Genomic DNA, 21,815 nt, shown 5'->3' with positions numbered 1-21,815 from the left:
AATTATTAGAAAATTATTGAAATTTTTCTTCGATCGTGTTATTCTTTTTTTGAAGAAATAAGAAACAGTGTTTCGTAATAACAAACAAAAAGGGGATGGGAGAATGACGAAATACGTTAAAGTAGGAAATTTGCAAGTAGCGGATATTTTATATGAATTTATTAATCATGAAGTACTTCCAAATAGCGGGGTGGAAAAGGATCATTTCTGGTCTGGGTTTGAAAACCTTGTTGACGAGCTAACTCCAATCAATAAGAAGTTACTGAAGCGCCGTGATGAAATTCAAGAGAAAATCAATGAGTGGCATAGAAAGAACAGAGGTCATATCAACTTTGAAAAATATAAATCTTTCTTACAAGAAATCGGTTATTTAGAACCAGAAGTAGAAGATTTCCAAATTACAACGGAAAATGTCGATGATGAAATTTCTGTTCAAGCTGGGCCGCAGCTAGTCGTTCCCGTTAGCAATGCTCGCTATGCTCTAAATGCTGCCAATGCTCGTTGGGGTAGTCTTTATGACGCTCTTTATGGAACGGATGTAATTAGTGAAGAAAATGGAGCTGAACGAAAAGGGGCATATAATCCGGTCCGCGGTGAAAAAGTAATTGCGTATGCAAGAAAATTCCTTGATGAAGCTGTACCATTACAAGAAGGATCTCATCGTGAAGCTGTTCAATATTCCATCCAAGAAGGAAACTTATTCGTTACGTTGAAAAATGGTAACAGTGTCAAACTGAAAGAAGAAGAAAAGTTTGTTGGATATCAAGGTAGTGCTATTAACCCTTCTACCGTATTATTGAAAAACAACGGGCTTCATATCGAAATTCAAATAGACAGAAATTCTCCAATTGGTAAAACAGATGAAGCGGGCATCAAAGACATTCTTTTAGAAGCAGCCGTCACGACCATCATGGATTGTGAAGATTCAGTCGCAGCCGTTGATGCCGAAGATAAGGTCCTTGTATATCGCAACTGGCTAGGTCTTATAAAAGGGGATTTGACTGCTACATTTACAAAAGGTAATCAAACAATTACCCGAACACTTAATGCGGATCGAACGTATACATCGAAAACAGGGGGAGAATTGACTCTTCCAGGGCGCTCTTTAATGTTTGTTCGAAATGTTGGCCATTTAATGACAAATAGTGCCATCCTTACTGCAAATGACGAAGAAATCCAAGAAGGAATTTTGGATACAGTTGTGACTAGTTTAATTGCAAAACATTCCCTTATTGGAAATAGTAAATTTGTCAATTCGAGAAAGGGATCAGTTTATATTGTCAAACCGAAAATGCACGGATCAGAAGAAGTTGCATTCGCAAACTTGCTCTTTGACCGGGTCGAAGATTTGCTTGGTTTAGAACGGCATACACTAAAAATTGGCGTGATGGATGAAGAACGCCGCACAACTTTGAACTTGAAAGCTTGTATTCGTGAAGTAAAAGATCGCATCGTATTTATTAATACTGGTTTCTTAGACAGAACTGGTGATGAAATTCATACTTCAATGGAAGCAGGGCCAATGATCCGAAAAAATGATATGAAATCATCGACATGGCTAGAAGCATATGAGCGTTCCAATGTAAATATTGGATTAGAAACAGGGTTTAAAGGACGTGCTCAAATCGGTAAAGGAATGTGGGCGATGCCTGATATGATGGCAGCAATGATCCAACAGAAAATCGCTCATCCAAAAGCAGGTGCCAATACAGCATGGGTGCCATCTCCAACAGCTGCAACATTGCATGCACTGCATTACCATGAAGTAAATGTAACAGAAGTCCAAAACGAGTTGCTGAAATCCATTGAAGACTTGCGCGATGAGATATTACAAATTCCAGTTGCAGAAAATTCGAACTGGACTCCTGAAGAAATCCAACAAGAATTAGATAATAATGCTCAAGGGATTTTAGGATATGTTGTTCGTTGGGTAGAGTTAGGTATTGGCTGTTCAAAAGTTCCGGATATTAACAATATTGGCTTAATGGAAGACCGGGCCACATTACGCATTTCGAGCCAACATATTGCCAACTGGTTACACCACGGTATTGTGTCAAAAGAGCAAGTAATTGAAACGCTTAAGCGGATGGCCAAAGTGGTGGATGAACAAAATGCGAATGAACCTGGTTACCGTCCAATGTCCAAAGACTATGACAACTCTGTTGCATTCCAAGCAGCATGCGACCTTGTTTTCAAAGGGTATGATCAGCCGAATGGCTATACAGAACCGATTTTACATCGCCGCCGCCTTGAAGCAAAAGCAAAATATGCTGTAAAACAGTAATTGTTTTTGATGAAGGCATCCTTCTAAAGGGGTGCCTTCCGTCATTTTTTCATGTTGGTCTCGTGTAGAAATTGGAGCCGACTTTCGCTAAAATCATGAAATAGAAGCAGCTTGGCAGTTTTTGTTCTTCCTGTCATAATGAAATAAGCATGATATTTTAACCAAACGATATTTTTTGAATGAGATATTAGAAGGTGAAAAATGATGGAACGAGAAAATATGGTCAAATCCGTAAGCCGAGCGTTGGATATCATACACCTAGTTAGTTTAAAAAAAGGCGGCTTAGGTGTGACAGAGATTGCCAATCAGATTGATATTAACAAAAGCTCTGTTTATCGAATTTTATCAACTCTTGTTCAGTATGGTTATATTGAACAAGATCGTGAAACGGGGCGTTATAAACTTGGATATACATTTTTAGAGATTAGCTCAAAATTGTTAGAGTCCATTGACCTTCGAACGGAGGCTAAACCATTTTTAAAGAAGCTCGAAAATGAGACAAATGAAGTCATCCATCTTGTTGTGTATGATCAAGGGGAAGTTGTTTATATTGAGAAATTAGACGGAAACGAAACGTTGCGAATGCATTCAAAAGTTGGGAAGCGTGCACCAATGCATTGTACGTCAGTTGGAAAAGCCATCCTCGCTCATTTGCCATCCAATATCGTCCTTGACATTTTAGATCGAAAAGGATTGCCAATGCACACGAAACATACGATTACAAATAAGGATGAGTTTTTGAAAGAACTCATCCGAGTGAAAGAAAAAGGGTATGCGCTTGATCTCGAAGAAAACGAATATGGGATTCGTTGCATTGCGGTCCCCATATTTGACCATTTAGGTAAAGTTATTGCAGCGGTAAGCGTATCAGGACCAACGATTCGAATGACAGATGAGAGGCTTGAACAACTGAAGCCGCAAATGATTGAAATTGGAAAACAAATTTCAGCAAGACTTGGCTATGTTGGTAAATAGGATGAATGTTTAAAAATTATCACCTTTACTATATGTAAACAATCATATAGTAAAGGTCTTTTGCTTTTCAATTATGGCTTTTGAATATGAAAACGGTCCTTTAGCAAGGTTTCTGCTTGTGGAAATGGTAAACCGAGCTGCCATCCTCCCATACCAGCAATTCCATACTCCGCTACGAGTCGATATTTGCTCCATATACTGCGTGCATCTTCAAACCATACCTCATGCATCAACCCGTTTGCATCCGTATAGACGAAGTGAGGTGATCGAGAAGCTAAATCATAAATAATTGGCGAGCCATATGTTACGGCCTTGTCGATGGCCAATTGTTGTGAATAAGCTTGCCCTTTTGTTTTCCCGTTCTGATCGTATCGCCAATCATATGCGTACATAGCAATTCCTAAGTAAATTTTATTTTTTGGGATCACTTTTATGGCATAATTTAATGTTTCTTTTACCTTTTGATAAGGTGCAATTGGACCTGGGGATCCACCTGGCCAATGCCAGTCGTATGCCATAATAAAAAATTGATCGACCATTTTTCCGAGTGTCTTGTAATCATAAGCGCTATGATATTCTGGATAGTGATCAGCTTGCTTTGGCGGAACTGCAATTGAAATTGTGAATCCAGAAGGCTTTAATTTCTGTCGCAATTCCTTCATAAATTGGTTAAATGCTTGTCTATCTTGAGGTCGCAACCCTTCAAAATCAATGTTTACCCCTTTATAATCATGGGTACGGAGGAGACGGTCAATGTTGTTGATTAAGTTTTTCCGTGTTGCTTGATTCGTTAATAAATGATGAGACATATCAGGATCAAATCCTCTTGAGCTCAAGTTTGTAACGACCGCAACTGGATAACTATGTTTGATCCACGCTTCTTTTATAATATGATTAGCAGACAAACTGCTTAAATTGCCGTTCCAATTAGGGTGGTATTCAAACACACCTATGTTTGTTATAAGAGGAGAATAACGGTTGATGATATTAAGATCTGCCTCATATCCCTTTGGAACGAAATAACCACCTGTTTTAATGGATCGGTTCGGAATTTGGGGAACTTTTATTTTTCTTCCGGGACTGATTGCATCGTGAGTTTTAATATGGTTATGTTGAGCTAAGAGCGATATAGGAATAGAGTGGCGAAAAGCAATATCAAATAATGATTCTCCATGAAGAACGATATACGTATCACTTGGAATTAATAAGGACTGGCCAGGTACTATTGTGTTTTGTGAAAGCCCGTTTAATTTTTTAATTGTCTCCACTGAATAACCATAACGCTTACTCACTTTCCATAAACTATCTCCCGATTTCACTTCGTATAAAACATACGGATTACTGTTTGCTTGTCCATGTTGGACATGAACAGAAAAGATCGAACTTAACATCATGCTTAAAATAAGAAATAACCTTACTGTTGTCCTTTTCATTTTGTTCCACCTTTCTTCTAGGAAATCATCTATATTTTGTTCCCGTGTTTAAAAAATATGTTTTGTTTTAGCGAAATTTAGCATTTTCATAATCTTTTATTTAAGCTTGATCTCTAACCTAAGTTGTAGCTATATTTTTTCTTTCAATCATCGTTCTGAAAAAACAAAAGAAAAACATTATGACGTCAATATCTTGACAGTAAGTTGGTCAAAGGATTAATATATACCCAAAGGGGTAATGGTAAAAAAATAACATTACCTTGTTTATAATGAACAAATTAGAGTTATGATAACGATTGAAGGAGGAATAAATAATGAAAGTAGCGATTATTGCTGCAAATGGTGGTTTATTTGATGCTTATAAAGTTTTTAATATTGCAACAGCAGCGGCTGCGACAGATGCTGAAGTAGGTATTTTCTTTACATTTGAAGGATTAAATTTAATTCATAAAGAAGCTCATAAAAATTTACCTACTCCAGAAGGAAGAGAGCATTTCCAAGAGGGTTTTAAAAAAGCGAATGTGCCTTCCATTGAAGAACTAGTGAAAATGGCTCAAGAGCTTGGCGTAAAATTGATTGCCTGCCAAATGACAATGGATGTTATGAATCTTCAAAAAGAACATTTCGTTGAAGGTATTGATGTTGCTGGAGCAGCTACGTTTTTAAACTTTGCTAAAGATGCAGATATTACGTTGACATTTTAATCAAATTTTCAAGAACCTGTATGATTAACACGTTCCGAAAAATTGTTGTAAGGAGGGATTTTTTTGTCAGATCAAAAAGGGGCTAAAAGCATATCAGTTCAACAATTAGCTAAAAAAGTGATAAATGGAGAACATTTATTCATTCTTGATGTCCGCAATACTGGGGACTTTGATGATTGGAAAATTGAGGGGAAAAATATTGAAGTAATAAATGTTCCGTATTTCGAGCTTATCGAAGGGGTAGATACGATTATCGATAAACTGCCGAAAGATCAAAACATTTACGTCGTTTGTGCAAAAGGCGGTTCTTCCATGATGGTAGCTGAACAATTAGTTGAAGCAGGGTTTCATGATGTTTATTCAATTGAAGGTGGTATGAAAGCGTGGAGTGAGCATTTAGAACCGATTAAAATTGGCCATTTAAAAAGTGGTGGAACGATTTATCAATTTGTTCGACTTGGCAAAGGCTGCTTATCTTATTTAATAGAATCTAATGGAGAAGGGGTATTAATTGATACGAATCGAATGATTGATCCGTATGAACAATTTGCAAAGGAACATCAAATTACCATTAAACATATTATTGATTCGCACCTTCATGCAGACCATATTTCTGGTGGTAGAAAGCTTGCAGAAAAGTTTGGGGCTACGTACTACTTGCCGCCAAAAGACGCAGGTGAAGTGACGTTTTCATACACTCCAATCAAAGACGGGGATAAGGTTAAGGTAGGAACTGTTACGATTGAAGCCATTTACTCTCCAGGTCATACTATTGGTAGTACTTCGTTTATTGTAGATGATCAATATTTATTAACAGGGGACATTTTATTCGTCGATTCGATTGGTCGCCCAGACTTGGCTGGAAAAGCGGATGATTGGGTCAGCGATTTACGTCAAACTCTATATGGACGTTATAAACAACTAGCAGATGAATTAATTGTCTTGCCAGCACATTTTATGGGAATAAACGAGATGAATGCTGACGGCAGTGTAGCTGAAAAATTAGGAATACTGTATAAAGTAAATCATGGTTTAAACATTGCTGACGAGAATGAGTTTAGAAAAACAGTAACGGAAAATTTGCCTCCTCAACCTAATTCCTATCAAGAAATTCGCCAAACGAATATGGGAAAATTAAATCCAGATGAAGAACAGCAACGTGAAATGGAAATAGGTCCAAACCGTTGTGCCGTTCGGTAATGGAAATACAAATGGGGTACCACATAAGGTATCCCATTTTTCAGAAAATCATAAAGTTTTATGTTTGTCATTAGTACTTGACAATATACCTATAAGGGTATATGATAATACTACACAGTAACATAATTTATGAATATTATTTTATTTAAGGATGTTTTAAGCACCATTTCTAAACTGAAAGAAGATAAATCTTTCATATTTATAAAGAAAGGCTTATATGTGAAAATTTTTAAAAAGTCTTCTATTAGATTGTTGCTTTTCGACTTTCATAGCTTACGAAAACAGCCTTAAAAAAGATGAAAGGGGTGTTTTAGATGGAATATAACAAAGAAATGAAAAATCGCTTAAAGCGCATAGAAGGGCAAATAAAAGGGGTTCTTGGCATGATAGAACAAGGTAAAGATTGTAAAAGTGTTATTACCCAGCTATCTGCGGCACGAAATGCGATGAATAGCACAATTGCTGTTATCGTTAGTGCAAATCTCGAACATTGTGTAAGAGAAAGTATTGAAAAAGGAGAGCAAACGGATCAACATGTGAAAGAAGCCGTTCATTTATTAGTGAAAAGTCGGTAAAAATTTTAAAAATATGTTTATAACATGTTGACAGTTTTTTTAACATATAATAATATACCTATTAGGGTATAAAGATAATGAAAAGGAGGTTATCGAAAGTGAAAACTGATAAAGTAGTGGATGCAAAAGGTCTATCCTGTCCGATGCCAATTGTTAGAACAAAGAAAGCAATGGATGAATTAGCTTCAGGTCAAGTTTTAGAAGTCCAAACGACGGATAAAGGAGCAAAAAATGACTTGGCTGCATGGGCAAATGCTAGTGGCCATAAACTATTAGATCATAAAGAAGAGCAAGGTGTTTTAACTTTTTGGATAGAAAAAGCTTAATTTTTTTTGTATGAAATATACCATTACGAGTATATGTAAATAAAAAGAAAGGAGGACGCTAAATGTCAGAACAAAAGAAAAAAACAAACATTATTTTATTCAGCGGTGATTATGACAAAGCAATGGCGGCGTATATTATTGCTAATGGTGCTGCCGCTTACGATCATGACGTAACGATTTTTCATACATTTTGGGGTTTAAATGCTTTACGAAAAGATCAACAAGTTCCTGTGAAAAAAGGATTTCTTGAAAAAATGTTCGGAAAAATGATGCCGCGTGGGGCAGATAAAATGGGACTTTCCAAAATGAATTTTGCTGGCATTGGTCCGAAAATGATTAAGCATGTTATTAAGAAACATAATGCAATGCCGCTCCCGCAATTAATCGAAATGGCTAAGGAACAAGATATAAAATTAGTTGCCTGTCAAATGACGGTTGACCTTCTCGGCTTAAGTAAAGAGGAGCTTATGGATGGAATCGAATATGCTGGTGTTGCAGCTTATTTAGCTGATGCCGAAGAAGGAAACGTAAACTTATTTATTTAAATTTTTAAAGCTGTGTGGTGACCACACAGACTCTTCCTTCGAAAAATGCAAACATTGCTATACCGATAAGGAGGTTATATCTTTGAAGCAAATAACAGCAAAAGAAGTCGAATCATTATTGAATCAAGGAAAAACATTAAATTTTATTGATGTTCGTGAAGTTGAAGAGGTAGCGGAAGGGAAAATTCCAGGAGCTGTCAATATTCCATTAAGTTTATTAGAATACCGCATGAATGAATTAGATAAAGAGAAAGAATATATTATCGTTTGCCGTTCAGGTGGAAGAAGTTCACGAGCCGTTCAATTTCTTGAAAGTTATGGCTACAACGTCATCAATATGTCAGGTGGTATGCTAGACTGGGAAGGTCCAGTTGAATAAAGGATAATATTTAAATAAATCTCAACATATAAGGAGGAATCATTGGATGATTAAAGCCAATCAAATAGTAGATGCAAAAGGATTATCTTGTCCAATGCCGATCGTCAAAACAAAAAAGGCGATGAACGATTTAGAATCTGGTCAAGTGATCGAGGTGCAAGCAACTGACAAAGGTTCAACTGCTGATATTAAAGCTTGGGCTGAAAGTACAGGACATCAATATCTTGGAACCATTGAAGAGGGTGATATTTTAAAACACTATATTCGTAAAGAGACTGATAAGGACACAAATGGAGAAACGAAATTTCCAAACGTTGTAACGAACGAAGAACTACAAGCGTTATTGGAAAATAACGAAGAAATGGTCATTGTTGACGTTCGCGAATCAGCTGAGTACGCTTTCGGGCATATTCCGGGAGCAAAATCGATTCCACTTGGTGAGCTAGAAGAGCGAATGGGAGAACTGAATCAATCAGATGTCATTTACGTTGTCTGCCGTACTGGTACACGTAGTGATTTAGCTGCCCAAAAGCTTTCTGAAAATGGGTTCAAGAACGTTTATAATGTAGTGCCTGGAATGTCGAAATGGACTGGACGAAAAGAAACAACACAAAAATAAAAAATTTTTATCATTTAAAATACGGTAGGGGGTATTAGGAATGAATGTAAAAGAAATGACTGCTAAACAAGTAGCAGAAAAAGTGTTCAAGAAGGAACATCTCTTCATTTTAGATGTGCGTAATGAAAGTGATTTTAACGATTGGAAAATTGAAGGTGAAAACTTTGAGTATTTAAATATTCCTTATTTTGAGCTAATTGAAGGGGTAGATGGAATCGTTGATCAACTTCCAAAGGATAAAGCAGTGATTGTCGTATGTGCAAAAGGTGGCTCGGCGCAATTTGTAGCAGAACAATTAGTTGAAGTTGGATTTGACAATGTATACACACTTCGTGGTGGTATGAAAGCATGGAGTGAACATTTGCAAAAAATTAAAGTATATGAAGATGAAAATATGAAAGTATATCAATTTATTCGTGTCGGAAAAGGTTGTCTATCCTATATGGTCCTTTCTGGAAAAGAGGCGCTTGTCGTAGATCCATCACGTTTTATTAATGTGTATGAAGATGTAGCAAACGATGAAGGTGTCAAAATTACCCATATCGTCGATTCTCATTTACATGCTGATCATATTTCAGGCGGAAAAGAATTAGCTGAGCGAACAGGTGCCACTTATTACTTAATGAAAAGCGAAGGTGCTGTTTTTGATTTCGCACCATTAGAGGAACATCATACGATTGAATTCGAAAATGTAAACTTAGAGGTTTTAGCAGTTAAAACACCAGGTCATACTCCGGGCAGTGTTTCATTTTTCGTAAATCATCAATTGCTTTTTTCAGGAGATACGATTTTTGTTGGTGGATTAGGTCGCCCAGATTTAGGCGGCAAAGTAGCGGAGTGGGCGGCTGATTTATACGAGACCGTTTATGAAAAAGTCGCTTCCATTGCGGATGATGTCATTGTCTTACCAGCTCACTATGCAAATTTAGATGAGGAAATAAATCAAGAAGGGTTTATTGGTGATTCGCTTGGAAATATTCGTGCACGCAATGATATGATGCAAAACAAACAAAAAGATGAATTTATCAAACAAGTTGTGGCAGGTGCGAATACTGAAACACCTCCAAACTTTGAAGATATTGTAGCGATTAACCGTGGGCACGTGAAAGTTGATATTGAAAAACAACAAGAATTAGAAATCGGCCCGAACCGTTGTGCATTACACCATACTCATGAATAATTGGGAGGAGATGTTGATGATGAATGTTCAAGCAAATAAAGTGTTGGATGCGAAAGGTTTATCATGCCCAATGCCAATTGTCAGAGCAAAAAAGGCAATGGACGAGCTTAAATCAGGACAAATTTTAGAAATTCATGCGACAGATCAAGGGACAAAGAATGACTTAAAAGCGTGGGTGAAATCTGTAGGACATGAACTTATTGCTGATACAGAGGAAAATGGGATTTTAAAGTTTTGGATTAAAAAAGCTTGAAAAAGAAGAGGCTGTCCCTTGTAGTGTTGTAGGGTTTTACTCTCTTATTGGGGGCAGCCTCTTACATTCAATCATAAAAGATGAAAAGTCCGTAATTCGCCGATTGCTTGAAGTCGTGCCTCTAACTTCCCACATCAAAAGGCTTTCATCTGAACAGCAAAGCTTGTGAAAAAAACCTTATTCAAATACACAAGGAGGAAGATGACAGTGGAATCAAGTATTGCTTTTATTGTTACCATTTTTTTAATCGGCTTTATTGGATCCTTTATTTCCGGAATGGTTGGAATTGGAGGCTCGATTATTAAATATCCGATGCTCCTTTACATTCCACCATTATTTGGGCTATCTGCTTTTAGCGCCCACGAAGTTTCAGGTATTAGTGCGGTTCAAGTGTTTTTTGCTACAATTGGTGGTGTATGGGCGTACCGAAAAGGTGGGTATTTAAATAAAACGTTAATTCTTTATATGGGAGTTAGTATTTTAATAGGTAGTTTTATAGGAGGTTATGGCTCGAAATTAATGACGGAGGGTGGTATAAACCTCGTTTACGGTATTCTTGCTCTTATTGCAGCCATCATGATGTTTGTACCGAAAAAAGAAATTGATCATATTCCATTTGATCAAGTGAAGTTTAATAAATGGCTCGCTGCATTTTTAGCGTTAATCGTTGGAATTGGTGCGGGTATCGTTGGAGCAGCAGGCGCCTTCTTGTTAGTGCCGATTATGCTTGTCGTATTAAAAATCCCAACGAGAATGACCATTGCTTCCTCCTTAGCGATTACGTTTATTTCTTCCATTGGTGCGACAATTGGAAAAATAACAACAGGTCAAGTTGAGTATCTTCCAGCTTTGATAATGGTTGCAGCAAGTCTTCTAGCAGCCCCATTAGGTGCAAAAGCGGGACAAAAAATAAAGACAACATTTTTACAAATTATTTTAGCAGGTTTAATTTTAGCTACTGCAGTAAAAATTTGGCTAGATATTCTTTAATATTGATAAAGCGTGTCCCAAAAGCAAAACATTGGGGCACACCATTTTTAAGTACAGGCTTTGTAAAGCTCAATTCTATTTGACCACTATTAATAAGCTGTCGGAATGTTTGTGACTTTACTCGTTAATTCATCTAAAGCGACTAAGTCACTTCGGTCGACATCACGAATTGATTTTTTTCCAAGTGCAATTGTGGCGATTTTCATTTCCTCTGTAAAGGCTGATAAAAAGTTAGCTAATGAATAGGCTGCTTCTTCTGTATTAAATTGATCTTTAAAACGTCCTGGATAAAATACGAGTGTTGTTGGAGGTTCAAAAGGTACCGTTTTGGCTACTTGCGTATGAGTCATAGCCCAAAGAGCCGCTGTACCTAAATAGACCGCATCAGCGCCAAGCGCAATGGCTTTTAAACAATCACCAGGTGTATAAAATCCTCCACCTACTAATAAGCTGATTTTGTTTTTGGCGTCACCTTCCTCCAAGTATCGAACGGCACGTGAAAGTGCATAAATAGTTGGCAGTCCGAAATCATCTTGAATAATTGGTGGGGAACCCTTCGTTCCGGCTTGCCCTCCATCGATGGAGATAAAATCAACGCCTGCTTCTATCCCAATTTCCATATCCTTTTCCAACTGGTTTCCTGCACAAATCTTAATTCCAACGGGAACACCATCTGTTATTTCTTTTAATTCTTGTACGATTTTTTTTAAATCTTTTGGCCTTTTGATTTCTTTAATTTTCCTTGGCAGCTCCGCTGTTTCTCCTGGCTTAAGTCCTAAAATATCACGTGCTTTTCCACTTAATGTTTCCGGAGGAATTTTTGCTGGAACGGCAGCTGAAGCCCCTTGGCCGATATGGATTTCAATGGCATCGGCTTGTTCAAATATTTCCCTTTCCTTAGCCCATTTAGCGGAATGATATTGTACGAAAATATATTTCGCTTTTTCTCTCTCTTCTGGAAGTAACGTCCCTTCCCCTATATTTGTGGCACTGCCGACAATTCCTGTTCCCCATGCTTGGGCAATTTTCACCTTATCGCTAACACCGACGCCATACGCCATTCCACCAAGGATGACCGGAATATCTAAGACAAGAGGTCTTTTTGCCCTCGGTCCAATGACGGTTTCCGTTTTTATGTCTGTCTCTCCATCTGTTGGAAGGACGGCAAGCTGGGCTGGTGAAAACATAAGTCCATCGAAATGTAAAAATTTTTTAGGGCTGCCAAAAGGCCGTTCTATAATCCCTCCATTTGCGGCACGAAGACTATTTTCAATGGTAATTCTTGGGCTCAAACGGATAAAGGCACTGACCATCTCCCATATATTTTCAGTGTAACGATCCTTCATTAAAATTTTCATAAAAGCTGCCGTAAACCTTTTAATAAACGGTCTTGCCATTAAAATAATAAAAAGAAAAGTCATGAGTGATCCAGCGATCGATGCTAGAAAATATAAAAGCCAATCCATCAGAAAAACCTGCCTTTACATAGGAGGAATAATGTATCTCACTAACATTATGACCGTTGTAAAACCTTTATAAACACGTACGATAAAGAAGCCCAAATATAAATCTTTTTAGGTAAAAATCTAAACAAATCGCATTTTTTTTCATATTGTGTAAAAGAGAGCTTTTAAAAGCTTACTATCAAAAAGGAGGAGGACTTTTATGTCAGAAGGATACGCTGGTGGTGCAGGCTTTGCGTTAATCGTTGTATTGTTTATCCTATTAATCATTGTCGGCTGTGCATATGTAGGTGGTTACGGCGGCTACGGTGGATATGGATACGGAGGTTATGGATACTAAACGTTGTAATCTGAAAAGTGCTAGCCCAAACATTTAATTGCGAAATAATGTCTGTAAAGATTACTTTTTCGTACTAAATTCATCATGTTGGAAATGAAATATTTCTTGGGAAAGCGCAAAAAACGGCAAAATCTACACCTTCTTATGTAATATTTTGTTCAATAAACAATGTTTTTGTCGAAGTAAGTAGAGAGAGTATTTCACGATTGTAAAGCCTCTCTTGACTATATTTTAAGATAATTATAGAGTTTATCATGTTTGTGAATAGGTTCCCGAATCTTACATTATTCGGGAACCTGTGTTCTTGTTTAGGAAACTATAAATTTACAACTTGTGGACAACATTGTTCATTTTTGGTTTTTTGTCTAGCTCCGGGCGATAACGGCTAGCAAACTTCCATTTCATCTGTACGATAAGTCAACATCGACTCTTTCGCTCTCCGTGTTTCCTTTATCTCATGCGGAGCGGTCCAGTTCATACGCCGCTAAGCGGGGCGCTTGGGCTTTTCTTAATTTTAGTGCTGTTATGAAATTGAATGATACGTTTTTTCATCACAAATAATAAAAAGCTTTGCGTCTTCGGGGATTGGTTCATCTAGCTTTTGGTGAATGGACATATCGTGATGATTAGCGATTAAGACAGCACCTTTTTCATCAAGGGCTCGTTTAGCATCTCCAAACGTTTTCCATTCTGTTTTTTTCGGGACATGGTATAAATCATGTCCGACATTACTTGTTAATTGATGAATAATATTTGTTGTCCCATTAAACAATATTGAACGTGCAGCTAAATGGGCAGCCATATCATTTGGCATAATAAATTCTTCGACATTTACGTTTGTGAAAGCTTGGATATGTTTAGAGTCAGAAATTTCGCAAACCGTATAAATATTTTTTCCGTATTTTTTTCCAACTCCTTCTAAAATGGAAGCGATCAACAACGTGTGACCGTCAGCTTCCGTTGCTTTTAAATGGCTGCTAGGTGAAAAGATCATAACGGATTTGCATTCAAGAATGTTCGCCTTTTGCAAAGTTTCCTCAGATGCTGGATCTCCGCTCACAAATTCGACTCGTTCATGAAGCAATGGAGTTTTTTTAAGGGCATCATCGACGATCACGACATGTATATTTTGAAAGGTTGAAAGCAGTTCATTTAAGGCAATTTCGGTTTTCTTCGTCCAATTAATTAAAATAATATGATTTTTCACTGAAACCTTCAATTTTCCTTCCTCCCGCAATCTTTTCCTTAATGTGAGTGAATCAACGAATTTTCCGATAAATATGGTCATCAGTCCAATTCCCATTACATATAAAAACATGGCGAAAATTTTTCCTTTCATCGTAACAGGGGACAAGTCTCCATAGCCAACGGTTACGACTGTCGTCATTGTCCACCATAGCCCATCAAATGGAGTCGTAAACGTTTCAGGCTCAAGGTAATGAATAAAATAACTACTAAATAAAATTAATGTTGTAGTTCCGAAAAATAATGTCCATCCATTCATTTGCATTGTCTTAATCCACAACCGTTTAAAAAAAATCACGATTGAAACACCTCTTTACTTCCGTTTCCAATTCGTATTTTAACATATAAAAGAGCGGCCAAGAGGGAAAAGATTCCACAATTAACTTGAAAGTAGTCAACTTATGAAAGAACAAGTTTTTCATGTTTAGGGATTTATTTACGAATTGATGAAAGTGTTGTATTCTCATAAGTAAGTGCAACCTTTTAGTAAAATAATGGTTTATAGAAATATTCATGATGTGTTCAAAAATTTAATTCATATTATATTGGTTTTAAAAAGTAAACAGAATACAATAACCAGTTTGAATCGATGAGATGAAAGCGAATAAGCTGGAATAGAGGTGGTCAGATGAACTCATCTGTACAAATTCAAATCCCCCTTCCTTATTTTATTACGTCACCAAGTGATGAAATTTTATTTAGTAATGATGTATTCCATGAATATGTACTTACTTCAGCCGAAAATAAAAAAGTATATGATATATTTGAAACATGGGAGGAATTTAAGAAAGGGCAAATCATTCGAACGGTAGTGAATGGAAAAAGCTGTGTTTTTCTGAAAACAAAAATGAAAGAAACTCAGCATTTTTTTTATATCGGTACCTTCTCCTATGATTTATTATCTTTAATCGACGAATTAAAAGAGGCTCATCGATTGAATCGTGAATTAGATGCCATTATTGAAAATTCTTATGATGGAATTTATATTACGAATAAAGAAGGCGTCACGATCAAAACGAATTCGGCGATTGAAAGAATTACAGGCATACCGAAGGAATATTATATTGGAAAAAAGGTAGATTATCTTCAAAAACGAGGAATTTTACAAGACTCTGTAACGGAAAAAGTACTAGAAAAAAAGAGAACGGTTTCACTAGTCCAATTAAATTATTTAGGAAGAGAAACCTTATTAACAGGGAATCCTATTTTTAATGAAAAAGGGGATATTGAGGGTGTTGTCACGAACATTCGTGATTTGTCTGAATTAAATGAATTGCAGGAAGCCTTAAGAAAAGCAAATGAATTAAATGAAACGTATAAAAAAGAAATTGATCGTTTAAAACGTAATAGAGATAATGGGCATGATGTTGTTGTAAAAAGTAAAAAGATGAAATTAATTTACGACACGGCTACTCGCATCGTGAATGTTGATGCGACCGTTTTGATTTTAGGGGAGACGGGCGTGGGCAAGGACGTCTTAGCACGGTATATATATCACAATAGTGAAAGAAGGTTCAAAGGAAAATTTGTTAAAGTGAATTGTGGCGCTATTCCCCCTGAATTACTAGAATCAGAACTTTTCGGATATGAAGGCGGTGCTTTTACAGGTGCGAGTGCGAAAGGAAAAAAAGGGTTGTTTGAAATGGCTGAAAAAGGTGTGCTATTTTTAGATGAGGTAGGGGAACTGCCTATTAATTTACAAGTTAAACTATTACGTGTGATTCAAGAAAGAGAAATACAAAGAGTTGGGGGAACACAAACAAAAAAAATAGACGTCAGAATTATCGCTGCAACAAATCGAGATTTGAAAGAAATGGTAAAAAGAGGGCAGTTTCGGGAAGATTTATTTTATCGCTTAAATGTTGTACCGATTCACATACCACCTTTAAGAGATAGGAAAGAAGATATCCTGCCATTAGTCGAACTATTTTTACAAAACGTAAACAAAAAGTATGGCAAACAAAAGAAAATGGACCCTGAACTGAAAAATTTTTTTTATCACTATCATTGGCCTGGGAACATTCGAGAGCTTTCAAATCTAATTGAAAGAATCGTCCTCGTCAACCGTGATCCTTTATTAAAGATTCATCATTTGCCAACCGAATATCAAAATGGAAAAACCGGCCACACAAATATCCAAACTTTAAAAGAAGCGGTTGAACAAGCTGAGAAAAATATTTTAATAGCAGCGTCTAAAAAATGTAAAACGACGTATGAAATGGCTGAGGCACTGCAAACAAGTCAACCTACAATTGTAAGAAAATTAAAAAAATATAACATTACAATGAATGATTAGGAAAATAACAAGTAGAGAACACATACAAATGATTGAAAATGATGTAATATAATATTCCCCGATGTTTATTTCACAGTAAAAGGATTTGACAAATAGTAGTCTATTCATGATATGATAAGTGTCAAGAAACGTTCAAATATCGATGCAAATTCCACTAGGGGTGCCTTTTCAAAAGGCTGAGATTAAAGTGTTACTTTAAGACCCTTAGAACCTGAACTGGTTAATACCAGCGGAGGGAAGTGGATGGTTGACACGATTCGTGTGCACTTTCACGATCAGACAACCACTTTCTTCCTGTAAGAAAGTGGCTTTTTTTATTTAGATAAGGTGTGGACGATAAAAGAAGCGTGTAAGGAGGAGAAAAAGCACCATGATAAGTAGATGAAAAGAAAAAACGAATGAATCAACAGGTTATGAATATAGCTTTTTAGGAAATGTCTTTTCATTGAAAAAATGAAAAGAGGCATTAGAAACTATCGAACTTTACTAGAAAAGGAGATATTTATGATGAAAGGATTAAAATTAACAGATATTCTCGTCACCATTGTCATTTCAATCGTTTTTGGTATTGTATATAAACTTTGGGGCCCTCTTTATTATGCGGTGAAGCCCTTAGGGTTGCATATCGACCAACTGATATATGGCATGTGGTTTATAGCGGCGACGGTTGCGTTTTTAATCATTCGAAAACCTGGTATCGCCCTGTTAGCTGAAACAGCGGCTGCATCTGCTGAATTTATTACAGGATCGGAATGGGGATTAGAAGTTCTTCTTTATGGACTTATACAAGGGTTATTTGCAGAAATGGTATTCGCGATCTTTCGATATAAAAAATTTCATATTGGTGTAACTATGTTAGCAGCTGTTAGCTCAACCATTGGCTCACTGATCATGGATTTTTATAAAGGGTATATAGATGACTTAGTATTTTGGAATTTACTGATGTTTATCGGGGCAAGATTTATAGGGGCAATCATCATTGCTGGTGTTTTTGCCCATTATCTCGTGAAAGCTTTAGAAGCGACTGGTGTAACGAATTTAGTAAGATCTGTGTCCCAAAAAGATTATGATGCACTTAATTAGAGGTGTCAGAACATGAACGTAGCAGCACAGGTGAAAAATTTACGTCTAAAATTTCCAGGAGAGGAATCCTTGATTTTCAAGGATTTATCCTCTTCTTTTTATGAAGGGGAAAAAGTTTTGGTTCTTGGTCCTTCTGGTTGTGGAAAGTCAACCTTAATACAAGTATTAAGCGGTTTGATTCCAAAATCAATGGAAGTACCGATGAAAGCGGAAAACATCATAACTCCTTCATCTTGGGGCTATGTATTTCAAGACCCTGATACACAATTTTGTATGCCTTATGTTGATGAAGAAATGGCATTTGTATTGGAAAATTTGCAAGTGAAAAGAGAAAACATGCCTTCACAGATTCGGAAATACCTAGAAATGGTTGGACTTGAATTCGACGATCTCCATGTCAAAATTCAAACGCTATCAGGGGGAATGAAGCAAAGGCTGGCCATTGCCTCTGTCCTAGCGCTCGAACCGGATGTGTTATTTTTGGATGAACCAACGGCGATGCTTGATCCAAAAGGGACAAAAGAGGTTTGGGACACGATAAAACGAGTCGCGAAAGATAAAACCGTTATCATAGTTGAACATAAAATCGATTACGTCCTCGATATTGTAGATCGCATCATCTTATTTAATCAACAAGGACAAATCATCGCTGACGGGGCAAAAGAGGAAATTTTTACTCATTTTCGTCAAGAAATTCGCCAAGATGGAATTTGGTATCCTGGGGTATGGGAGGAGTATTTACGAGAAAAGCGGGATTTTTACAAGAAAAAACCATCAGAAAAAAAAGTTGTGCTTGAGCTGGAACATTTTAAAGGATATCGGAAGAAGGATGTAAAAATTAATGTACCATATGGAAAAGTGTATGAAGGTGAGTGGATTGTCATTGTCGGCCAAAATGGGGCAGGAAAAAGTACGTTATTACAAGCCCTCATGCAATTGCTTCAAACGACCGGGTCGTACACATTATTCAATACTCCAGTGGAGAAAGTCAAAAAGCTTTCAAATACACTTACTTTTGTTTTTCAAAATCCAGAATTTCAATTTGTTACGAACTCGGTTTATGATGAAATAGCGTATTCATTAAGACTTGAACAGATGAATGAACAAGAAATTCAACAGAAAGTTGAAGAAATGCTTGAATTATTTCATCTACAGAAACATCGAAATCAACATCCGTATCAACTTTCAATGGGACAAAAACGAAGATTAAGTGTTGCCGCTTCCATCGTCAAAAAACAACCGATCATCCTTTTAGATGAGCCGACTTTTGGGCAAGATTCATTCAACACATTTCAACTGCTTGAATTATTGGAACATTATCGCAAAGAGGGAACAACGATTTTCATGGTAACGCATGATCAACAAATAGCGAAGCATATTGCGACAAGAATGTGGGTGATTGAAAATGGCCAACTTGTAAAGGATGTCGTCACTACTTCCCGGAAAGAGTCAGTACAGGAGGATGAACAATGGATTTTGAACTCGAAATAAAAGAAACATGGCTTCATAAAATGAACCCGAGCTTAAAATTATTGCTATTCCTTATTTTATTTATAAGTGTCTTATTTATTCACAATATAAATTTTTTAATCAATTATACGATTGCTTCCTTTCTTTTGTTTGCTTTTTTTACAGGACATCCTTTGAAACATGTATTATGGTTGTCACTTCCGTTTATTCTCATTTTTGTCTCAACATCGACCTCTATGATCTTTTTTGGGAAAGGTGTGACGACATGGTGGCAATGGGGATTCATTCATATTACAGAAGAAAGCTTTTATCGAGGACTGCATTTAGGATTTCGTGCTCTAATCTTTGCCCTTCTAGGATTAACCTTTTCATTAACAACAAGACCGATTTTTTTATTTTACTCATTAATGCAGCAGTTAAAATTAAAGCCTAAATTTGCTTATAGCTTTATGGCAGGTATTCGCTTAATCCCCATTATGTTTGAAGAGTTTCAAATGATTCGGCAAGCGATGATGGTAAGAGGTGTGAAACAAAGAAAAGGAATCGTGCATTTTTTTAGTCAATTAAAAGCTTATTCGATTCCACTTTTATCGCAAAGTATTCGCCGTGCCCATCGAATTGCTGTTGCCATGGAAGCAAAAAGGTTTTCGAGTGATACGAAGAGAACCTATTATTACGAAATAGGATTTTCGAAATATGATCTTTACGTTGTTCTTTATTTTATGATCGCAATTTTTTTCAGCTACTATATGGCTATCTTGTTTCCGTATTTCCCGATAACAGATGTGAGATATGTTGGTATCATTTTCGAAAAATAAGATTTACTGCTGATAAGTCGATGAATGACTGATCAGCATTTTTTTTAGTCTGTTTTCGTAAACTTTGTTGTTTTCAAAGCGTGACATAGCAAGTGTATCGCTTGCCTTTGACAGTCGAAAAGCAATAGTAAAGCAACAATCTTTTGGAAAAGTGCCTTTTTGAAAAAAAAAAAATTATAGATGATTCAAAATTTTATTAATTGATAAAAAAATGAATTAAACATTTTGTAAGACAATAAGGAAATTTGATTCAATTATGAATGATTTCGTTTACCCTTTGTTTTAATTAAAGGGAAAGTCTGTTTTCGTAAACATTATTGTTTTCAAAGCTTTACATAGCAAGCGTGTCACTTGCCTATGACAGTCGAAAAGCAATAGTAAAGCCACAATCTTTTATAAAAGAGCCAAGGGAAAAATCATGGCACACTTATTGCATTTACATAAATGAATTCAATTTGAGGAGGAAGTGAAATGCCTGAAACTATGATGCAGGAAATCGAACAAATAAAGCAAATGGTGAAACAATTTGTGGATAAAGAAGTAGAACCATATGCGCAGCAAATTGAAGAAGAGGACAAAATTCCTCAACATTTAATTGATCAAGCGAAAGAACTTGGACTATTTGGAATTAGTATACCAGAAGAATATGGCGGAATAGGTTTAAATGCTGTAAGTAAAGCGATTGTACTCGAACAGCTCGGACGTACACATAACGGCTTTGTCAGTTTGATAAGTGCGCATACAGGGATTGGCAGTACCGGATTAGTAAAGCTCGGATCTGAAAATTTAAAGAATAAATATTTACCAGCGATGGCAGCTGGAGAAAAAATTGCTTGTTTTGCTCTGTCTGAGCCAGGGGCTGGTTCTGATGCGACAAATATTTCCACAAGAGCGGAAAAGAAGGGGGATCACTGGGTTTTAAACGGAACGAAACATTTTATTACGAATGCACCTGTCGCCGATGTTTTCACGATTTTTGCGGTAACAGATAAAGCAAAAGGGGCAAAGGGTGGCATTACCGCTTTTTTAGTTGAAAGAAATTTTCCTGGATTAATCATAGGGAAAAAAGATAAAAAAATGGGATTAAGAGGATCCTATACAGCGCAAGTCATTTTGGACAATTGTATCGTACCAGAAGAAAACGTCATCGGAGAAGTAGGTATGGGGTATATGTCAGCGTTGAAAATATTAGCGGAAGGGCGGATTGGCTTAGCGGCAAGAGCGGTCGGATCATGTGATAAATTAATTGAACTTTCTGCCACCTATGCAAAAGAGAGAATTCAGTTTGGAAAGCCTATAGCTAATTTTCAAGCGGTTCAATGGATGCTTGCCGATATGGCAACAGAAACGGAAGCTGCTCGAACATTAACGTTAAAGGCAGCCAAAATGGTGGATGAAGGGAAAAAAGTGATCAAAGAAGCAGCAATGGCTAAATTGTTTGCCTCAGAAGTATTTAATCGTGTTGCCGATAAAGCCGTACAAGTTCATGGCGGCATGGGTTATGTAGCCGAGTATCCGGTAGAACGTTATTACCGCGATGCAAGAATTACTAAAATATATGAAGGAACGAACGAGATCCAAAGATTAATTATCTCTAGAAAAATACTTGAAGAAGTTTAATAGAAGGAAGTGAAAGA

General features: G+C 36.7%; 21 protein-coding genes and 1 riboswitch. Of the genes, 18 read left to right on the top strand and 3 right to left on the bottom strand.

Annotated elements, in window-relative coordinates; translation table 11 throughout:
- The first annotated feature begins 103 nt into the window (after positions 1-103).
- Positions 104-2,284, top strand: a complete 2,181-nt coding sequence (locus tag J2S06_RS06165) for a malate synthase G (protein WP_419151684.1) — start codon at positions 104-106, stop codon at positions 2,282-2,284.
- Positions 2,285-2,488: 204 nt separating this feature from the next.
- On the top strand, positions 2,489-3,259 hold the full coding sequence (locus J2S06_RS06160; RefSeq protein WP_419151786.1) for an IclR family transcriptional regulator: 771 nt from the start codon (positions 2,489-2,491) through the stop codon (positions 3,257-3,259).
- A gap of 71 nt (positions 3,260-3,330) precedes the next feature.
- On the opposite strand, the gene J2S06_RS06155 is transcribed toward J2S06_RS06160, so the two are convergent.
- On the bottom strand, positions 3,331-4,692 hold the full coding sequence (locus tag J2S06_RS06155) for a glycosyl hydrolase family 18 protein (protein WP_419151683.1): 1,362 nt from the start codon (positions 4,690-4,692) through the stop codon (positions 3,331-3,333).
- Positions 4,693-5,006: 314 nt separating this feature from the next.
- Here J2S06_RS06155 and J2S06_RS06150 point away from each other — a divergent pair, with 314 nt between their 5' ends.
- The 10 genes from J2S06_RS06150 to J2S06_RS06105 all read left to right on the top strand — a co-directional run bounded on the left by J2S06_RS06150 (position 5,007) and on the right by J2S06_RS06105 (position 11,463).
- Positions 5,007-5,396 carry a DsrE/DsrF/DrsH-like family protein gene (locus J2S06_RS06150; RefSeq protein WP_419151682.1) on the top strand — a complete coding sequence of 130 codons (390 nt, stop codon included), beginning with the start codon at positions 5,007-5,009 and terminating at the stop codon, positions 5,394-5,396.
- Between the two features lie 63 nt (positions 5,397-5,459).
- Positions 5,460-6,596: an MBL fold metallo-hydrolase gene (locus tag J2S06_RS06145; protein WP_419151681.1), complete on the top strand. Its 1,137-nt coding sequence runs from the start codon at positions 5,460-5,462 to the stop codon at positions 6,594-6,596.
- Between the two features lie 314 nt (positions 6,597-6,910).
- Positions 6,911-7,171 carry a metal-sensitive transcriptional regulator gene (locus J2S06_RS06140; protein WP_419151680.1) on the top strand — a complete coding sequence of 87 codons (261 nt, stop codon included), beginning with the start codon at positions 6,911-6,913 and terminating at the stop codon, positions 7,169-7,171.
- 77 nt (positions 7,172-7,248) lie between these two features.
- Positions 7,249-7,497 (top strand): sulfurtransferase TusA family protein, encoded by a 249-nt coding sequence (locus J2S06_RS06135; RefSeq protein WP_419151679.1) that lies wholly within the window; start codon positions 7,249-7,251, stop codon positions 7,495-7,497.
- Positions 7,498-7,559: 62 nt separating this feature from the next.
- Positions 7,560-8,042 carry a DsrE/DsrF/DrsH-like family protein gene (locus J2S06_RS06130; protein WP_419151677.1) on the top strand — a complete coding sequence of 161 codons (483 nt, stop codon included), beginning with the start codon at positions 7,560-7,562 and terminating at the stop codon, positions 8,040-8,042.
- 82 nt (positions 8,043-8,124) lie between these two features.
- A complete protein-coding gene (locus tag J2S06_RS06125; RefSeq protein WP_044747216.1) occupies positions 8,125-8,421 on the top strand; it encodes a rhodanese-like domain-containing protein in 297 nt (98 codons plus the stop codon).
- 46 nt (positions 8,422-8,467) lie between these two features.
- Complete coding sequence (locus tag J2S06_RS06120; protein WP_044747217.1) at positions 8,468-9,040, top strand: sulfurtransferase TusA family protein; 573 nt, start codon at positions 8,468-8,470, stop codon at positions 9,038-9,040.
- 40 nt (positions 9,041-9,080) lie between these two features.
- On the top strand, positions 9,081-10,220 hold the full coding sequence (locus tag J2S06_RS06115; protein WP_419151676.1) for an MBL fold metallo-hydrolase: 1,140 nt from the start codon (positions 9,081-9,083) through the stop codon (positions 10,218-10,220).
- Positions 10,221-10,239: 19 nt separating this feature from the next.
- On the top strand, positions 10,240-10,473 hold the full coding sequence (locus J2S06_RS06110; protein WP_044747276.1) for a sulfurtransferase TusA family protein: 234 nt from the start codon (positions 10,240-10,242) through the stop codon (positions 10,471-10,473).
- 207 nt (positions 10,474-10,680) lie between these two features.
- Positions 10,681-11,463 carry a sulfite exporter TauE/SafE family protein gene (locus J2S06_RS06105; RefSeq protein ID WP_419151675.1) on the top strand — a complete coding sequence of 261 codons (783 nt, stop codon included), beginning with the start codon at positions 10,681-10,683 and terminating at the stop codon, positions 11,461-11,463.
- Positions 11,464-11,552: 89 nt separating this feature from the next.
- Here J2S06_RS06105 and J2S06_RS06100 read toward each other — a convergent pair whose 3' ends face one another.
- Complete coding sequence (locus J2S06_RS06100; RefSeq protein ID WP_419151674.1) at positions 11,553-12,929, bottom strand: FMN-binding glutamate synthase family protein; 1,377 nt, start codon at positions 12,927-12,929, stop codon at positions 11,553-11,555.
- Between the two features lie 199 nt (positions 12,930-13,128).
- On the opposite strand from J2S06_RS06100, the gene J2S06_RS06095 reads away from it, so the two are divergent.
- On the top strand, positions 13,129-13,266 hold the full coding sequence (locus J2S06_RS06095; protein ID WP_083978716.1) for a YjcZ family sporulation protein: 138 nt from the start codon (positions 13,129-13,131) through the stop codon (positions 13,264-13,266).
- A 523-nt stretch (positions 13,267-13,789) separates the two neighbouring features.
- On the opposite strand, the gene J2S06_RS06090 is transcribed toward J2S06_RS06095, so the two are convergent.
- A complete protein-coding gene (locus J2S06_RS06090; protein WP_419151673.1) occupies positions 13,790-14,809 on the bottom strand; it encodes a potassium channel family protein in 1,020 nt (339 codons plus the stop codon).
- A 330-nt stretch (positions 14,810-15,139) separates the two neighbouring features.
- Between J2S06_RS06090 and J2S06_RS06085 the strand changes: the two genes are divergently transcribed.
- From J2S06_RS06085 to J2S06_RS06065, 5 genes are all read left to right on the top strand, one after another.
- Positions 15,140-16,807, top strand: coding sequence for a sigma-54 interaction domain-containing protein (locus J2S06_RS06085; RefSeq protein ID WP_419151672.1), 1,668 nt, complete (start codon positions 15,140-15,142; stop codon positions 16,805-16,807).
- Positions 16,808-16,953: 146 nt separating this feature from the next.
- Positions 16,954-17,062, top strand: a riboswitch (TPP riboswitch).
- Between the two features lie 249 nt (positions 17,063-17,311).
- Positions 17,312-17,890 carry an ECF transporter S component gene (locus J2S06_RS06080; RefSeq protein WP_419151671.1) on the top strand — a complete coding sequence of 193 codons (579 nt, stop codon included), beginning with the start codon at positions 17,312-17,314 and terminating at the stop codon, positions 17,888-17,890.
- A gap of 12 nt (positions 17,891-17,902) precedes the next feature.
- Positions 17,903-19,381 (top strand): ABC transporter ATP-binding protein, encoded by a 1,479-nt coding sequence (locus J2S06_RS06075; protein ID WP_419151670.1) that lies wholly within the window; start codon positions 17,903-17,905, stop codon positions 19,379-19,381.
- Positions 19,360-20,178 carry an energy-coupling factor transporter transmembrane component T family protein gene (locus tag J2S06_RS06070; RefSeq protein WP_419151669.1) on the top strand — a complete coding sequence of 273 codons (819 nt, stop codon included), beginning with the start codon at positions 19,360-19,362 and terminating at the stop codon, positions 20,176-20,178. Before J2S06_RS06075 ends, J2S06_RS06070 begins: the two co-directional genes overlap by 22 nt.
- A gap of 471 nt (positions 20,179-20,649) precedes the next feature.
- Positions 20,650-21,798 carry an acyl-CoA dehydrogenase family protein gene (locus tag J2S06_RS06065; protein WP_419151668.1) on the top strand — a complete coding sequence of 383 codons (1,149 nt, stop codon included), beginning with the start codon at positions 20,650-20,652 and terminating at the stop codon, positions 21,796-21,798.
- The last annotated feature ends 17 nt before the right edge of the window (positions 21,799-21,815 follow it).

This window comes from Bacillus alveayuensis, assembly GCA_030812955.1.
Lineage (GTDB): Bacteria > Bacillota > Bacilli > Bacillales > Aeribacillaceae > Bacillus_CB > Bacillus_CB alveayuensis.
The sequence above is the reverse complement of the archived record's forward strand: the minus strand, read 5'-3'. Positions and strand labels throughout refer to the sequence as shown.

Excerpts from the sequence above, each read along its gene's own strand:
- J2S06_RS06165 (WP_419151684.1), top strand. The coding sequence starts at position 104 with ATGACGAAATACGTTAAAGTAGGAAATTTGCAAGTAGCGGATATTTTA.
- J2S06_RS06160 (WP_419151786.1), top strand. The coding sequence starts at position 2,489 with ATGGAACGAGAAAATATGGTCAAATCCGTAAGCCGAGCGTTGGATATC.
- J2S06_RS06155 (WP_419151683.1), bottom strand. The coding sequence starts at position 4,692 with ATGAAAAGGACAACAGTAAGGTTATTTCTTATTTTAAGCATGATGTTA.
- J2S06_RS06150 (WP_419151682.1), top strand. The coding sequence starts at position 5,007 with ATGAAAGTAGCGATTATTGCTGCAAATGGTGGTTTATTTGATGCTTAT.
- J2S06_RS06140 (WP_419151680.1), top strand. The coding sequence starts at position 6,911 with ATGGAATATAACAAAGAAATGAAAAATCGCTTAAAGCGCATAGAAGGG.
- J2S06_RS06135 (WP_419151679.1), top strand. The coding sequence starts at position 7,249 with ATGAAAAGGAGGTTATCGAAAGTGAAAACTGATAAAGTAGTGGATGCA.
- J2S06_RS06130 (WP_419151677.1), top strand. The coding sequence starts at position 7,560 with ATGTCAGAACAAAAGAAAAAAACAAACATTATTTTATTCAGCGGTGAT.
- J2S06_RS06120 (WP_044747217.1), top strand. The coding sequence starts at position 8,468 with ATGATTAAAGCCAATCAAATAGTAGATGCAAAAGGATTATCTTGTCCA.
- J2S06_RS06115 (WP_419151676.1), top strand. The coding sequence starts at position 9,081 with ATGAATGTAAAAGAAATGACTGCTAAACAAGTAGCAGAAAAAGTGTTC.
- J2S06_RS06110 (WP_044747276.1), top strand. The coding sequence starts at position 10,240 with ATGAATGTTCAAGCAAATAAAGTGTTGGATGCGAAAGGTTTATCATGC.
- J2S06_RS06100 (WP_419151674.1), bottom strand. The coding sequence starts at position 12,929 with ATGGATTGGCTTTTATATTTTCTAGCATCGATCGCTGGATCACTCATG.
- J2S06_RS06095 (WP_083978716.1), top strand. The coding sequence starts at position 13,129 with ATGTCAGAAGGATACGCTGGTGGTGCAGGCTTTGCGTTAATCGTTGTA.
- J2S06_RS06085 (WP_419151672.1), top strand. The coding sequence starts at position 15,140 with ATGAACTCATCTGTACAAATTCAAATCCCCCTTCCTTATTTTATTACG.
- J2S06_RS06080 (WP_419151671.1), top strand. The coding sequence starts at position 17,312 with ATGATGAAAGGATTAAAATTAACAGATATTCTCGTCACCATTGTCATT.
- J2S06_RS06075 (WP_419151670.1), top strand. The coding sequence starts at position 17,903 with ATGAACGTAGCAGCACAGGTGAAAAATTTACGTCTAAAATTTCCAGGA.
- J2S06_RS06070 (WP_419151669.1), top strand. The coding sequence starts at position 19,360 with ATGGATTTTGAACTCGAAATAAAAGAAACATGGCTTCATAAAATGAAC.
- J2S06_RS06065 (WP_419151668.1), top strand. The coding sequence starts at position 20,650 with ATGCCTGAAACTATGATGCAGGAAATCGAACAAATAAAGCAAATGGTG.